Origin of the sequence: Nocardia sp. NPDC023733 (genome assembly GCF_040639775.1) — a bacterium.
Taxonomy (GTDB): Bacteria; Actinomycetota; Actinomycetes; order Mycobacteriales; family Mycobacteriaceae; genus Nocardia; species Nocardia rosealba.
Map to the genome: position 1 here is coordinate 255639 of NZ_JBFAAN010000005.1, position 15081 is coordinate 270719.

Genomic DNA, 15081 nt, shown 5'->3' on the forward strand with positions numbered 1-15081 from the left:
TCGCCGGTGCGCCCGGGTGGAGCACTGATGCGAGACTGAGTGCATGGCACCCTCGCGTACCGGCGAATTCTCGGCGACCGCAGCCGATACCGCGATCCTCGCGGCTTCGGACGAGCTGATCGGGCTGTCGCACGCCATTCACGCCGAACCCGAACTGGCCTTCGACGAGACCCGAAGCGTCGCCAAGGTTCTCGCCCCGCTACGCGCCCGCGGCTTCGAGGTCACCACCGGAATCGCCGGGCTGCCCACGGCCTTTCGCGCCGTCTACGGCAGCGGCCCGCTCACCGTCGGCATCTGTGCCGAATACGACGCGCTGCCCGAGATCGGGCACGCCTGCGGGCACAACATCATCGCCGCGTCCTCGACCGGCGCGGCGCTCGGCCTGGCCGAGGTGGCCGATCAGCTCGGCCTCACCGTCGTCGTGCTCGGCACGCCCGCCGAGGAGAGCGGCGGCGGCAAAGTACTCATGCTCGAGGCGGGCGCCTTCGACGACATCGCGATGGCGATGATGGTCCACCCCGGCCCGGCCGACATCGTCGGCGCCCGATCGCTGGCGCTGGCCGACCTCGCCGTCACATTCCACGGCCGCGAGGCACACGCGAGCGCCGCGCCGGAACTCGGCCTCAACGCCGGCGACGCGATCACCGTCACCCAGGTTGCTCTCGGCTTGCTGCGCCAGCATCTGCGGCCCGGCCAGCAGCTGCACGGTATAGTGTCCGACGGTGGTGTAGCCCCCAACATCGTGCCCGGACGTGCGGAGTTGCTGTACTACCTTCGCGCTGCCGACGCCGCGTCCCTGGACGACCTGATGCGCCGGGCGAAGGCATGCTTCGCGGCGGGCGCCCTGGCGACCGGCTGCACCCACGACATACGGACGCTCGCGCCCACCTATACCGAGCTCACCCCCGACCCGGTTCTCATCGCTGCCTACCGCGCGCAGATCACCGGTTTGGGACGGGTGCCGATCGCGCCCGAGCTCGAGGTGCTGCGACCGCTCGGGAGCACCGACATGGGCAACGTCACCAACGTGATCCCCGGCATCCATCCGGTGATCGGCATCGACGCCGGTGGCGCGGTGACCCACCAACCGGACTTCGCGGCGGCCGCGGTGAACGCCTCGGCGGATCAGGCCGTGATCGACGGTGCGCTCGCGCTCGCGCGTACCGCTGTCGCGATCGCGCGCGATGAAGTACACAGGGACAGGTTGTTGCAACGTCTGATCGAACGACAGGAGGACATTCGGTGAGTATTTCCGGCCATTCGGGCACCGCACGCGCAGGCGCTGACGCTCTATCGATGGGTGTTGCCACCCCGTCGGTGATGCGTGAGCCCACGGTGTTCCCGACCCGGCCGGTCGCCGAACCAACCATGATGTCGGGAACCGAGATCGTCGACGCATGGCTGGCCGAACACACCGGTGACCTGGTGCAATGGCGCAGGCACATCCACGCCAACCCCGAGTTGTCGCGGGCGGAGTTCGCCACCACCGAGTTCGTCTCCGGCTGGCTCACCAAGGCGGGCCTGACCTGGGAGGTGCTGCCCGGTGGCACCGGACTGATCTGTGATCTCGGACCGTCCGACGGACCGCGCATCGCCCTGCGCGCCGACATAGACGCCCTGCCGATGCAGGAATTCACCGGCCTGAGCTTCGCCTCGACCGTGCCCGGTGTGTCCCACGCCTGCGGCCACGACGCGCACACCACGGTGCTGCTCGGGACCGCGCTCGCACTGGCCGAGGCCGAACACACCCTGCCGGTCGGCGTGCGGTTGATCTTCCAGCCCGCCGAGGAAGTGATGCCCGGCGGCGCGCTCGATGTGGTCGCGGCAGGCGGGATGAACGGTGTGGACCGGATCTTCGCGCTGCACTGCGACCCGCGACTGGAAGTGGGCAAGGTCGGGCTGCGGACCGGGGCGATCACCTCGGCGGCCGACACCGTCGAACTCGTGCTCGACTCACCCGGCGGGCATACGTCGCGGCCGCACCTCACCAGCGACCTGGTGTACGCCATCGGCACCGTCATCACCGGGCTGCCCGGGCTGCTGAGCAGGCGGGTCGATCCGCGCACCAGCACCGTGATGGTGTGGGGCGCGGTGAGCGCGGGCAAGGCACCCAACGCCATCCCGCAGACCGGCATGCTCACCGGAACCGTCCGCACCGGCGACCACCCCACCTGGTTGCTGCTCGAGCCGCTGGTCCGCGAGATCGTCGACAGCCTGCTCGCGCCGACCGGGGTGCGGTACCAGCTCAACTACAAGCGCGGCGTACCCCCGGTGGTCAACGACGCGGCCTCGACCCTGATGTTCGAGAACGCCGTCCTGGCGATCGGATCCGACGCACTGGCCGACACCCCCCAATCGGGTGGCGGCGAGGACTTCTCCTGGTACCTGGAACACGCGCCGGGCGCGATGGCGCGGCTCGGCGTGTGGTCGGGGACCGGCGAGCAACTCGACCTGCATCAGCCGACGTTCGATATCGACGAACGCGCGCTTGCCGTCGGCGTGCGGACACTGACGAATATCGTGCTGCAGGCCTGAGGGGCACTGCGAGGGCGGGGAGTGTGGTAGTTGGCGCACTCCCCGTGCTCGGGGGGTCGGCTCAGGCCGACCCCGGACCCACATTCTTGCTGTTGCGGGTGCGCAAGGCGTGCACGTAGTCCTCGGGTGCGCCCGCCTTCTCGGCGGCATCGGCGATGACACCCAGATAACGCGCCGACGGCAGCCCGCCCTCGTACGCGTCGAGCACGTACAACCAGGCCAGCCGCGACTCGCCCTGGGTGCCGGTGACCCGCAGCCGGATCTTCTTGTGGATGCCGAAGTCGGAGCCCTCCCAGCGGTCGAGGCGTTCCTCGTCCTCCGGGGACACGTCGTAGAGGACGACGAACACCCGGGAGCCCGGATCTTCGACGACGGTGGCCAACGGCCCTTCCCAGCCGATGTCGTCACCGGCGAAGGTCAGGCGCCAACCTTCCAGCCACCCGGTCCCGGACATGGGCGAATGCGGGCAGCGTTCCAGCATCTGCGTGGAGTCCATGTTGGACCCGTAAGCGGCATAGATCGGCACCTGAGGAACTGTAGCCAATAAACCGCGCGGAATTCCTGTCTCCCACCCAGATCGGCTCACGGTCACACTCGGCGGTGACGGCGAACACGCCGAACGTTGTTCACCGAGCCGACCCGGTCGCGTCACGGCGCACCTGAAATGATGGGGCGACAGCGCGGGCGGCCCTCACAAGGGGCGATGCCCGATCAGGCGAGCACAGGAGCGTGACTGGTGGCACGGATTGCGATCATCGGCGGTGGACCGGCGGGTTACGAGGCGGCTCTGGTGGCCGCCCAGCACGGGGCCTCGGTGACCCTGGTCGATGCCGACGGCATCGGCGGCGCCTGTGTGCTGTGGGATTGCGTTCCGTCGAAGACGTTCATCGCCTCCACCGGTCTGCGTACCGATCTGCGCCGCGCCCGCGACCTCGGCATCACCCTGGACGCGAGCCAGGCGAAGGTGAACCTGCCCGAGGTGAACGGCCGCGTGAAGGCGCTCGCCCTCGCCCAGTCCTCCGACATCCGCGCCAAACTGCAGGCCGCAGGCGTGCAGCTGCTGGCCGGGCGCGGTGAATTGGTCGGTCCCGCAGCCGGTTTGGCGCATCGTGTGCGTGCCACCATGGCCGACGGCAGCACCGAGGAATTCGAGGCCGAGGTGGTGCTCATCGCCACCGGCGCCAGCCCGCGGGTGCTGCGCGGCGCCGAACCCGACGGTGAGCGAATCCTCACCTGGCGTCAGCTCTACGACCTCCCGGAACTGCCGGAGACCCTGGTGGTGGTCGGATCCGGTGTCACCGGTGCCGAATTCGTCTCCGCCTACACCGAGATGGGTGTGCGGGTGAAGCTGGTGTCCAGCCGCGACCGCGTGCTCCCCGGCGAGGACGCCGACGCCGCCCTCGTGCTCGAGGAAGCCCTGGCCGAACGCGGTGTGGAACTGGTCAAGCACGCCCGCGCCGACGCCGTGGAGCGCACGGCCGACGGCATCGTGGTGAAGCTGTCCGACGGACGCACCGTCACCGGTACCCACGCCCTGATGACAGTCGGCTCCACCCCGAACACCGCCGACCTCGGTCTCGACCGGGTCGGTATCGAGCTCGACAACGGCTACCTGCGTGTCGACCGCGTGTCGCGCACCTCGGTGCCGGGCATCTACGCGGCGGGCGACTGCACCGGCCTGCTCCCGCTCGCCTCGGTGGCCGCGATGCAGGGCCGGATCGCGATGTACCACGCGCTCGGCGAGGGTGTGAGCCCCATCCGGCTCAAGACCGTCGCCTCGGCGGTGTTCACCCGTCCGGAGATCGCGACCGTCGGGGTGAGCCAGACCGCCATCGACAACGGCGAGGTGCCCGCGCGCACGGTCATGCTGCCGCTCAACACGAATCCGCGCGCGAAGATGTCGGGGCTGCGCCGGGGTTTCGTCAAGATCTTCTGCCGCCCCGCCACCGGTGTGGTGATCGGCGGTGTGGTCGTCGCCCCCATCGCCTCGGAGCTGATCCTGCCGATCGCGCTCGCGGTGCAGAACAACCTCACCGTCACCGACCTCGCGCAGACCTTCTCGGTGTACCCGTCGCTCACCGGATCGGTCACCGAAGCCGGTCGTTTGCTGATGCGCCACGACGACCTGGACTGAGCCCCCACGCCCGATATCCGAAAGCTACTGCCGCGTTGCCTGTCTCGCGCTCATATGGTTGACTCACGGCCGAGGCGCGTTCGAATATGAGCGCGTGGTGGATTGTGGGGGATTCCCTCCGGGAAAGGGATTAGCGAAAAGTGAAGCATCGTAAGCCGAGTCGGGCGCAGCGAGCGATGGCAAGCACGTCGTTGCCCCTGGCCGCCGCCGCGGCCGTGGCGACCCTCCTCGCGGCTCCGGCCGGCGCGGTCCCCAGCGACCAGCCGACCACACCCGCGACTCCGGCTCCTGCGCAGCCGGGCACCGAGACCCCGAGCCAGCAGCCGGGAGAGACGCCGGAGACGGTCACTCCCGAGGAGAAGCAGCCGGAGACCCCGGAGAACGTGAAGCCGGGCGAGTCCAAGCCCACGCCGGCGCAGCCGGGTGTCACCACCCCCGCGCCGGAGGAGCCGGAGCAGGCCAAGCCGACGCCGAGCCAGCCGGGCGTCACCACCACCCCGCGTACCGCGCCGCTGCCGGTGCCGGGTCAGGCCGGTCAGGGCAACCCCGCCCAGCCCGCCGTGAATAACCCGGAGAAGCCGGAAGAGGCCAAGCCGGGCCAGCAGGGCGGCACCCCCGCCCAGCAGACGCCCGCGCAGCCCTCGCAGAACCAGCCCGCCGCCCCGCAGGCGCAGGGCGGTGCCGCCGAAGACGGCCCCGAGACCCTGGTGCAGGAGCCGCAGGAAGCGCAGGAGCCCGCCTGGCAGGCGCCGCGCCTGGCCAACGCGCCCGCCGCGCCGGTCGTCGAGATGGAAGGCCCGCACCAGGAAGTCGGCGTCACCGTCGACGGCGGCTCGCTGCTGCCGGGTGTGCTGGCCAACACCCACCACTACAACAACGCTTCCGGTTACGTCGGCACCATCGGCTACCGCACGCCGGGTGGCGGCTTCGGTGACGCCGGTGTGGCGGTCGAGTACGTCGGCGAGAACTCGGTGAAGGTCACCACCTTCAACGGTGGCGACGGCCGCCCCGACAACACCATGGTCACCGTTCTCGACACCACTCAGGCCAACCTGGCCAAGGCGGCGGTCGAGAACTGGATCAAGGCTCAGCCGGGCGGTGCCGCCGCGATGGAACAGGCCGCGAAGGCTACACTTCCGGTGCCGGGGGAGCTGCTGCAGACGATCAACGTCGCGGGTGTCACCACTCAGTGGGGTGGCTCGCTCCAGTACTGACACGCAGTACGTCGTGTGGGGCGGTCGGATGGCGACCGCCCCACACGTGTGTCCTGGGGAAAGGATGGGACTGTGGCCACCGAGGATGACGAGAACGAGCGCGGCCGTAACCGGCCCGCGAGTGAATTCGGTCCTCCCGTAGGCGATTTCGGGCCGCCGGTCGACGACGCCGGTTTCGGTGGACCGCTCGCCGTGCCGCCGCCCGCTCCGCCGGGACCGCTGCCGGAGGTCGGTTGGCGACCCGCGCAGCCGGGCTCCGCGCCCGCGCCCGGGCCGTTCGGTGCGCCGGTGGGTGCGCCGATGCCCCCGGCCGGACCCGTTCCGCCCGCCGCTCCTGGTCCTGTGCCTCCCGCTGGGAGCGTTCCGCCGAATGGAACTGTTCCGCCGCGCGGGTCCGATCCTGTTGTGCCACCGCGTCGTTCGGCTCCTACATCGGTCTTCGGCGATGCCGTGTCGACGCCGCCGCCCACGAGTCCGCCTACGCCGCCTCGTTCTTCGGCGCCGACCTCCGTTTTCGGTGGGGCCACACCGCCACCCACGAATCCTGTTGCGCCGCCGCGTCGTTCGCCGTTCGGCGATGCTGTCGCGACACCGCCGCCCGCACGACCCGCCCCGCCCGCCGACCCGACGGTGCGTTTCGGTGCCGACGCTCCCGCTGCCGGTAGCTCGGTGTTCGGTGATTCGGTGCCGGTGACTTCCGGGAAGGAAGAGACCGAGGTCATCCGGCGCAACTCCGCGCCGCGCCAGCAGCGGGTCTCCGAGCCCGAACGCGCCCCCGAACCGCCGCGCGCACCGGCCAAGGACAACGACGCCGAGGACCGGGCCTGGTGGAACAGCCCCGACGACGACGGCGGCGTCCCCAAGCCGCCCGAACCCGGCCTGTCCTGGGCCGACGACCCCATCGCCCGCAGGCTCGCCCCGAAGACGCCGGCCGCGCCGGTCGTCGAGAAGTCCGAGCCCGACAACCGGATGCGCTGGATCATCGGCGGTGTGGTGGCCGCGGTCCTGCTCGTCGTCGCGCTGGTGCTGACCATCGGGCTGGTCAAGCGTGGCGGTGGCGAGGATCCCGGGCCCACCGCGGCGCCGGTCACCTCCGCCGCGGGTGCCGAATGCCGGACGATCGCCGACGAGGGTCTCACCGTCGGCAACGGCCCGGGCGACACGTCTTCGGGCGCCCGGGCGATCCTCGGCTTCCAGTACGCCTTCTATGTCGAACGCTCCGGTACGCGGGTGCGTGAGTTCGTCGCGCCCGACGGGGTGACCATCTCGCCCGCCGATGTCATCCAGAAGGCGATCGACGATCAGATCCCGAGGGGTACCACGCACTGTGTGAAGGTGCGCGAGACCGGCGTCGGCGTCTATGACGTGGAGCTGCGTGAGTGGCATCCCGACCGTACGTCGGTGGTCTACAAGCAGGAGATCGTCACCTCGCTGACCGACGGGAAGTGGCAGGTCAAGTCCATCACTGCCCTCCCGTAGTCCCATTATCTGGGACAACAATTTCATATTCTGGTGAATGCTGTGCGATCGTTGGTCATCGCGTCCCCTGGCGTTCCCGGAGGTTTCCATGTCGCTGACCAGTCCAGCATTGGCGGGCAAGCTCGCCGGTTTGCAGAGTTCGGCGATCAGGGACCTGCTCAAACTCACCGCGCGGCCGGAGATCATCAGCCTTGCCGGTGGTCTGCCCGATGCGGCACTGATGCCGGGCGAGCGGATCGCCGCCGCGGCTGAGGCGGCACTGCGTGATCCGGCCGTGTTGCAGTACACGGAGTCGCCCGGCTGGCCCGCGCTGCGTGCGGTGATCGCCGAGTGCGAGTCGGCCAAGATCGGCCGGTCGGTGCCGGTCGGCGAGGTGTTCATCACCCACGGTTCGCAGCAGGCGTTGTCGCTGCTGGCCGAGGTGCTGCTCGATCCCGGCGCGTTGGTCGTGGTGGAGGACCCGGCGTATGTCGGTGCGCTGCAGGTGTTCCGGGCGGCCGGTGCGCGCATCGTCGCCGTGCCGCTCGACGCCGACGGGCTACGTGTCGACGTGCTGGAGGAGCTGCTGGCCGCCGGTGAGCGTCCGGCCGTCGTCCACACCGTCGCCAACTTCCACAACCCCGGTGGGGTCACCCTCGCGCCCGAGCGCCGTCGTCGCCTGGCGGAACTCGCTGAGGCACACGGCTTCTGGGTGATCGAAGACGATCCCTACGGCGAACTCTGGTTCGACGAGCCCGCCCCGGCGCCGGTCGCCTCCTACTCACCCCAGGTGATCCGCCTGTCCAGCGTGTCCAAGATCCTGGCCCCCGCCCTGCGCGTCGGCTGGCTGATCGCCCCCGAAAAGGTCTGTCGTGCGGTCGAACTCCTCAAGCAGGGCGCCGACCTGTGCGGTTCGGCCCTCACCCACCAGATCACCACCGACCTGCTCGCCGACACCGACTGGCTCACCACCCACGTCGACACCGTCCGCGCCGCCTACGGCACCCGCGCCCGCGCCCTCGTCACCGCCCTGCGCACCACTTTCGCCGACCGCGTCCGCTGCACCGACCCGACCGGCGGCATGTTCATCTGGGCCGATTTCACCGACGGCACGAACGCCTCAACCCTCCTCCCCGCCGCCCTGGAAGCAGGCGTCGCCTACGTCCCCGGTGCCGCCTTCGCCGTCATTGACGCCTACCAGGCCTCCATGCGCCTCTGCTTCACCACCTCCGACGAAACCACCCTCACCGAAGCGATCAACCGCCTGGCAAAAGCAGCCACGACCAGCGTCTGCTGAAGCCGTGTTCGAAATGCGAGCACGAAGATCAGCGTTTTGCGATTGCGCTGCTCAGTAGGTGTTTTTTCGGTCGGCTCGGTGGCGTGAATGCGAGTTGGCAGCGGGTATTCGGGGCCGGATCCTGTGCGTATGGAGTATTCGAGTTATGTGAAGTTCCTGCCGGTTCGGTATCGGGAGGCGGTGGTCGAGCCGCAGTCGACGTGGTGGGCGTGGCGCGGGCGCAGGGTGCATGTGGCCAGGGCGGAGCGTGGGGACGCGGCTGTTCGGGTGTTGGCGTTGCACGGGGCGGGCGGGCATGCGGGGTTGGTGTGGCCGCTGCTCGGAATCGCTGCGGGGGAGGGTGTTTCGGTCGCGGCGCTGGATCTTCCGCTCTACGGCGACACCGTCGAGCCGAAGCCCGCGTCGGTGCGGTATCGCGACTGGGTCGAGTTGGTGAGCGAGTTCGTCTGTGCTGAAACCGAATCCGACAGCAGGCCGCTCGTGCTGTTCGGTGCGAGTATCGGTGGGATGCTCGCGTACGAGGTGGCGGCGCGGACCGGGCGGGTCGCGCATGTGGTGGCGACTTGCCTGCTCGATCCCGGTGACCCGGCCGCCCGTAGGGCAGCCGCTCGCTGGAAGGTGTTGGGCGCGTTGCCGCGCGGTGTGCTCTCGGGAGCGGGGCGGGTAGCGGGCGGTGTGCGCGTGCCGGTCCGGTGGATGGTGGATATGGCGAACATGAGTCTGGACCAGGAACTGTCGCGGCACTGTGGCAACGACCCGAGAGGCGGCGGCGTGTGGATCCCCGTCGGATTTCTCACGAACTTCCTCTTGTTCGAGCACACACCTCCACAGGACTATCAGGGTTCGCCGGTGACGCTGGTCCAGCCGGCGGCGGATCGGTGGACGCCGCCGGAGCTGAGCGTGCGGTTCCTCGACCGGATCGCCGCCGACACGAAAGCGGTGTTGCTCGAGGGATGTGGTCACTTCCCCATAGAGGAGCCGGGGCTGACGCAGCTGGCCGACACCTTGCGGGAGGTCATCGGCTCGGTCCGCCCGCTCTGACCAGCCGGGGCCGGGCCGTCCACTGCCCGTTCATCCCTCGGGCAGCAACTGCCGCGCCAGTACCAGCAGCGCATCCGCATCGACGGTGTGCCGCGTCATGACGCGATGCACCTGAGTGTCGACGGCGTGGACCAGGGTCCGAGCGGTGAGCTGCGGATCGGTTCCGCCGCGCCCGCATCGCCGCAGATGGAACTCCACCTCGGCGACGAGGTAGTCCTCGAAGGCCCGCACCGCCTCCCATTCCGCGGGCAGCCGCAACGCGACGCGGTGCATGAGGGCGTGCAGGGCAGGCCGGTCGCGATGCAGGTCGGCGACGGCCGTCACGATCGTACGCAGCGTCTCGTCGAAGGGTGGCTCCTCGGACCGCAACCGCGCGAACACCTCGCCGAGTCCCGTCCCGGCAGCGAGGAAGTGGCGCTCGGCCAAGGCGCGCAGCATCGCCGTCTTGTTCGGAAAGTACTGGTACAGCGTGCCGATCGAGACGCCTGCCCGCTCGGCGATCCGGTTGGTCGTTGCCGCCGCACCCTCGCGGGAGAACACCTGGGCGGCGGCCTCGAGCAGCGTTTCCACGGTCTCGCGCGCCCGGCGTTGACGAGGCAGTTTGCGGGGGCGGTCGTCCATGTTCAGGACCAGTTGTAGGTGCGTTCCACGGCCTTGTTCCATTCCGAACAGCGTTGGGTGCGTTCGGATTCGGTCATATCGGGGGTCCAGGTGTGGTCGGCGATCCAGTTGTCGCGCAGGTCGTCGAGGTTGGACCAGTAGCCGACGGCCAGGCCCGCGGCGTAGGCGGCGCCGAGGGCGGTGGTTTCGCGGACTACCGGGCGGACCACGGGGACGTCGAGGATGTCGGCCTGGAATTGCATGAGCAGGTCGTTGCCGGTCATGCCGCCGTCGACCTTGAGAGTGGTCAGTTCAAGGTCGAGGTGCTGTGCGGCGGCGTCGGCGCGCATGGCGTCGACCACCTCGCGGGTCTGGAATGCGGTGGATTCCAGTGCGGCCCTTGCCAGATGGGCCTTGGTGACGAAGCGGGTGAGGCCCGCGATGACACCTCGGGCGTCGGGCCGCCAGCGCGGGGCGAACAGGCCGGAGAAGGCCGGGACGAAGTAGGCGCCGCCGTTGTCGGGGACCGTGCGGGCCAGGGTTTCCACTTCGGCGGCGGAGGAGATGATGCCGAGGTTGTCGCGCAACCACTGCACCAGCGAACCGGTGACCGCGATGGACCCTTCCAGCGCGTAGACAGCGGGGGTGTCACCGATCTGGTAGCAGGCGGTGGTGAGCAACCCGTGCTTGCTGAAAACCGGCGTCGTCCCGGTATTGAGCAGCATGAAATTGCCTGTGCCGTAGGTGTTCTTGGCCTCGCCGGGTGACAGGCACGCCTGCCCGAAGGTGGCGGCCTGCTGGTCGCCGAGAATGCCCGCCACGGGTGCGCCGGCGAAGGGCCCGGCGGTGATCTCCGCGTACACCTCCGAAGAACTGCGGATTTCCGGCAGCATCGACATCGGCACGTCGAATTCCGCGCAGATCTGCGAATCCCATTGCAACGTGCGCAGATCCATCAGCATCGTGCGCGAGGCATTGGTGACGTCGGTGCGGTGCTCACCGGTGAGATTCCACAGCACCCAGGTATCCATCGTGCCGAAACACAGGTCACCCGCCTGTGCCTTCTCCCGTGCGCCCTCGACATTGTCGAGGATCCAGCGCAGCTTCGGACCGGCGAAATAGGTCGACAGCGGCAGCCCGGTGCGGTCGGCGTACCGCGACGGACCCTGCTCGCCACCGAGCTCGGTGCACAGCTGATCGGTGCGGGTGTCCTGCCAGACGATGGCGTTGTACACCGGTTCGCCGGTGGTCCGGTCCCACACGACGGTGGTCTCGCGCTGGTTGGTGATGCCGATGGCGGCCAGGTCGCCCGCCGAGCAGCCACTGTTGCCCAGCGCGGCGCCGAGCACCCATTCCGTATTGCGCCACACCTCGACCGGATCGTGCTCCACCCAACCGGGCTTGGGAAAGATCTGCCGATGTTCGCGTTGCGCGGTCCCGACGATCCGGCCCTGCCGGTCGAAGACGATGCACCTACTCGAAGTCGTGCCCTGATCGATGGCGGCCACATAGCGACGCATTCAGGCAGGCTACCCAACCACGCGGTCGTCGTAGCAAGCTTTGTCGCCGACGACGAGCGGGAATCGCCCGGTTGGGCGCGGGTACCGAATTTCGGCCACGCGCCTCGCCGGGTTCGTCCCACACGCCGGGTGGGCACTACGTTTAGCCTGTAGGCGGCGCCGGGATGTGCCCGGCGTCTGCACCCAACTGTCGGCTGGGACCGGCCGTTCACGGTCGGCGGCGAGGAGTCGAGCATGTCGCAGACACCGGAGTTTCCGTTTCTGAACCCTGGTGAGTTGGTCGCCGGCGGAAAACGGGACCGGCTCGGCCCCGGCGAGCTCGGGCCCGAACACCGGCGCACCGCCTGGGAGCGCCTCGGCAAGGACCGGTTCGACGCGCTGGTCATCGGCGGCGGCGTGGTCGGCGCCGGAATCGCGCTCGACGCGGCGACCCGTGGCCTGTCGGTCGCCCTCGTGGAGGCGCGTGACCTCGCCTCGGGCACCTCGAGCCGGTCGTCGAAGATGTTCCACGGCGGTCTGCGCTACCTAGAGCAGCTCGAGTTCGGGTTGGTGCGCGAGGCGCTCAAGGAGCGCGAGCTGGCGTTGTCGACGCTGGCGCCGCACCTGGTGAAGCCGCTGCGGTTCCTCTACCCGCTCACCCACCGGGTGTGGGAACGGCCGTACGTGGCCGCGGGCCTGACCCTCTACGACACCATGGGTGGCGCGAAATCCGTTCCGGGACAGCATCATCTGACCCGACACGGTGCGCTGCGGCTGGCACCCGGCCTGCGCCGTGACGCCCTGATCGGCGGTGTCACCTACTACGACACCGTCGTCGACGACGCCCGCCACACCATGACCGTCGCCCGCACCGCCGCCCACTACGGTGCCGTTATCCGTACGTCCACCCAGGTGGTGGGGCTGCTGCGGGAGGCCGACCGTGTGGTCGGGGCGAAGCTGCGCGACACCGAGGACGGTCGGACCGCCGAGGTGCGCGCGAGCGTGGTCATCAATGCGACGGGCGTGTGGACCGACGAGGTGCAGGGCCTGTCGCATCAGCGCGGCCGATTCCATGTGCGAGCGTCCAAGGGTGTGCACATCGTCGTTCCGCGCGACCGGATCGTCAGCGACGCGGCGATCATCCTGCGCACCGCCACCTCGGTGCTGTTCGTCATTCCGTGGGGTGCGCACTGGATCGTCGGCACCACCGACACCGACTGGAATCTCGATCTCGCGCATCCCGCCGCGACCAAGGCCGACATCGACTACCTGCTCGACCGGGTGAACGAGGTGCTGGTCACGCCGCTCACCCACGCCGACATCGACGGCGTGTACGCGGGCCTGCGACCGCTGTTGGCGGGAGAGAGCGACGAGACGTCGAAGCTGTCGCGTGAGCACGCCGTTGCCCGGGTGGCGCCCGGCCTGGTGAGTATCGCGGGCGGCAAGTACACCACCTACCGGGTGATGGCGTCCGATGCGATGGACGAAGCGGCACAGGACATTCCGGCCCGCGTGTCGCCGTCGATCACCGAGAAGGTGGCGCTGCTCGGCGCCGACGGGTACTTCGCGCTGGTGAACCAGACCGTGCAACTGGCCGAGCACTACGGCGTCCACCCGTACCGGATGACCCACCTGCTCGACCGCTACGGTTCGGTCGTCGACGAGGTGCTCGCCATGGCCGAGGGCAAACCCGAACTGCTGCAACCGATTACCGACGCTCCCGCCTACCTGCAGGTGGAGGCGGTGTACGCGGTCGCCGCGGAGGGTGCCCTGCACCTCGACGACATCCTGGCCCGGCGCACCCGTATCTCCATCGAATACCCCGACCGGGGCGCCAACTGTGCCGAGCAGGTCGCGCACCTGGTGGCGCCGGTTCTCGGCTGGGACGACGACGACATCGAGCGTGAGGTGTCGACCTATCAGGCGCGGGTGCGCGCGGAGATCGAATCGCAGACCCAGCCGGACGACAAATCGGCCGACGCCCTGCGGGTCGCCGCGCCGGAGCCGCGTCCGCAGCTGCTGGAACCGGTCCCGCAGGACCGCTGATCCTCAGACCGGGTCGATGCGCGCCTTCAGCAAGCAGAAGTAGTTGTCCTCGGGATCGGCCAGCACGTGCCACTGCTCATCGCCGGTCTGGCCGATATCCGCGGGACGTGCGCCGAGTTCGAGCAGGCGCGCGAGTTCGGCGGCCTGATCGCGGTCGGTGGGGTTGACGTCGATGTGCAGGCGGGCCTTGCCGGGCGTGGGGTTGTCGGTGGGGCTGAGGATGATCGTCGGCTGCGGGCCGCCGAAGCCTTCGCGTGGCCCGATTTCCATGCTGCCGTCGTCGTCGCGATCGAGCACGACGTAATCGAGTACCGCGCACCAGAACTGGGCGAGTGTCTCGGGCTCGCGGCACTCGAGCACGAGTTCACCGATCCGACATGCCATTGCGAAACCTGCTCTCTACCTGGTGAACTGCCGGGAAGTTAGCGCCGGGAACGATTCTGGCGAGCGTATCGGACCATGGCGGTGTCGGCGAGCTGTTTTCAGGGAACCGGCTGGCAGCGCGGACAGAAATAGATGCCACGTTCGCGCTGGGTGATGCGGTCGGCGGGGTCGTCCTCCCCGAGGAGTTGGGAGGCGATGGCGGTGCCGCAGCGCGGACACGGTCGACGGGTGCGCCCGTAGACCATCGGTCGCCAGGGTGGTTCGTGCGCGGCCTTGCCGAGAACCCGGTGTGACTCGTCGACGAGGGCGGGGAGATCGGCGATGTCGCCGACGGGCGTGGCCGGGTGGACGCGGCGAAGGAAGCAGATCTCGCTGCGGTAGATATTGCCGATGCCCGCCAGGTTGCGCTGGTCGAGCAGGGCGAGGCCGATGGGGCGGCGCGGATACCCGGACAGGCGCCGTAATGCCTCGGCGGCGTCCCAGCCGGGTCCGAGCAGGTCGGGGCCGAGGTGGTCGATGACGGTGTGTTCCTCGGCGCGCGGCAGGACTTGCACTTTTCCGAGTGAGAAGCCGACGGCCTCGACCTCCTCGGTGGCGAGCACGAGTCTGGCGGTGACCCGCGGTTTGGTCCAGCGTTGGCCGCAGTGGAACACCCGCCACTCGCCCTCCATTTTCAGGTGGGTGTGGATGCTCACCCGTTCGGTGCGTACGAACAGGTGCTTGCCGTAGCTGGCGACCTCGTCGACGACCGCACCGACCAGGTCGACGGTGGCGTAGCGCGGCACACGGAAGTCGCTGCGGGTCAGGGTTTTTCCGGCCAGTGCGGTGCGTAGCCGTTCGGCGGTGCGGAAAACGGTGTCGCCCTCGGGCATC

General features: G+C 69.2%; 13 protein-coding genes. 8 read left to right on the forward strand and 5 right to left on the reverse strand.

Translation table 11 applies throughout. The features are described from left to right. The first annotated feature begins 43 nt into the window (after positions 1 to 43). Positions 44 to 1246: a M20 family metallopeptidase gene (locus AB0F86_RS21470; protein ID WP_356984883.1), complete on the forward strand. Its 1203-nt coding sequence runs from the start codon at positions 44 to 46 to the stop codon at positions 1244 to 1246. 125 nt (positions 1247 to 1371) lie between these two features. Next, positions 1372 to 2535: a M20 family metallopeptidase gene (locus tag AB0F86_RS21475; protein WP_356985017.1), complete on the forward strand. Its 1164-nt coding sequence runs from the start codon at positions 1372 to 1374 to the stop codon at positions 2533 to 2535. Positions 2536 to 2596: 61 nt separating this feature from the next. Here AB0F86_RS21475 and AB0F86_RS21480 read toward each other — a convergent pair whose 3' ends face one another. Continuing rightward, positions 2597 to 3061 (reverse strand): gamma-glutamylcyclotransferase, encoded by a 465-nt coding sequence (locus AB0F86_RS21480; RefSeq protein ID WP_067490738.1) that lies wholly within the window; start codon positions 3059 to 3061, stop codon positions 2597 to 2599. Positions 3062 to 3271: 210 nt separating this feature from the next. Here AB0F86_RS21480 and AB0F86_RS21485 point away from each other — a divergent pair, with 210 nt between their 5' ends. The 5 genes from AB0F86_RS21485 to AB0F86_RS21505 all read left to right on the forward strand — a co-directional run bounded on the left by AB0F86_RS21485 (position 3272) and on the right by AB0F86_RS21505 (position 9679). After that, positions 3272 to 4669, forward strand: a complete 1398-nt coding sequence (locus tag AB0F86_RS21485; RefSeq protein ID WP_225282052.1) for an NAD(P)H-quinone dehydrogenase — start codon at positions 3272 to 3274, stop codon at positions 4667 to 4669. Positions 4670 to 4845: 176 nt separating this feature from the next. Next, entirely contained in the window at positions 4846 to 5883 is a 1038-nt protein-coding gene (locus AB0F86_RS21490) for a hypothetical protein (protein ID WP_356984882.1), read from the forward strand. A 690-nt stretch (positions 5884 to 6573) separates the two neighbouring features. After that, the gene (locus tag AB0F86_RS21495) at positions 6574 to 7362 is read left to right on the forward strand and encodes a hypothetical protein (protein ID WP_356984881.1); all 789 of its coding nucleotides are present in this window, start codon (positions 6574 to 6576) and stop codon (positions 7360 to 7362) included. A gap of 88 nt (positions 7363 to 7450) precedes the next feature. Beyond that, positions 7451 to 8638, forward strand: a complete 1188-nt coding sequence (locus AB0F86_RS21500) for a PLP-dependent aminotransferase family protein (protein ID WP_356984880.1) — start codon at positions 7451 to 7453, stop codon at positions 8636 to 8638. Positions 8639 to 8767: 129 nt separating this feature from the next. Then, positions 8768 to 9679: an alpha/beta hydrolase gene (locus AB0F86_RS21505; protein WP_356984879.1), complete on the forward strand. Its 912-nt coding sequence runs from the start codon at positions 8768 to 8770 to the stop codon at positions 9677 to 9679. A gap of 30 nt (positions 9680 to 9709) precedes the next feature. Here AB0F86_RS21505 and AB0F86_RS21510 read toward each other — a convergent pair whose 3' ends face one another. Beyond that, positions 9710 to 10300, reverse strand: a complete 591-nt coding sequence (locus tag AB0F86_RS21510) for a TetR/AcrR family transcriptional regulator (RefSeq protein WP_356984878.1) — start codon at positions 10298 to 10300, stop codon at positions 9710 to 9712. A gap of 2 nt (positions 10301 to 10302) precedes the next feature. Then, a complete protein-coding gene (gene glpK / locus AB0F86_RS21515) occupies positions 10303 to 11799 on the reverse strand; it encodes a glycerol kinase GlpK (RefSeq protein WP_225282058.1) in 1497 nt (498 codons plus the stop codon). 234 nt (positions 11800 to 12033) lie between these two features. Here glpK and glpD point away from each other — a divergent pair, with 234 nt between their 5' ends. Beyond that, on the forward strand, positions 12034 to 13824 hold the full coding sequence (gene glpD / locus AB0F86_RS21520) for a glycerol-3-phosphate dehydrogenase (RefSeq protein WP_356984877.1): 1791 nt from the start codon (positions 12034 to 12036) through the stop codon (positions 13822 to 13824). A 3-nt stretch (positions 13825 to 13827) separates the two neighbouring features. On the opposite strand, the gene AB0F86_RS21525 is transcribed toward glpD, so the two are convergent. Next, a complete protein-coding gene (locus tag AB0F86_RS21525; RefSeq protein WP_356984876.1) occupies positions 13828 to 14208 on the reverse strand; it encodes a VOC family protein in 381 nt (126 codons plus the stop codon). A gap of 98 nt (positions 14209 to 14306) precedes the next feature. Next, entirely contained in the window at positions 14307 to 15080 is a 774-nt protein-coding gene (locus AB0F86_RS21530; protein ID WP_356984875.1) for a DNA-formamidopyrimidine glycosylase family protein, read from the reverse strand. Position 15081: the final 1 nt, after the last annotated feature.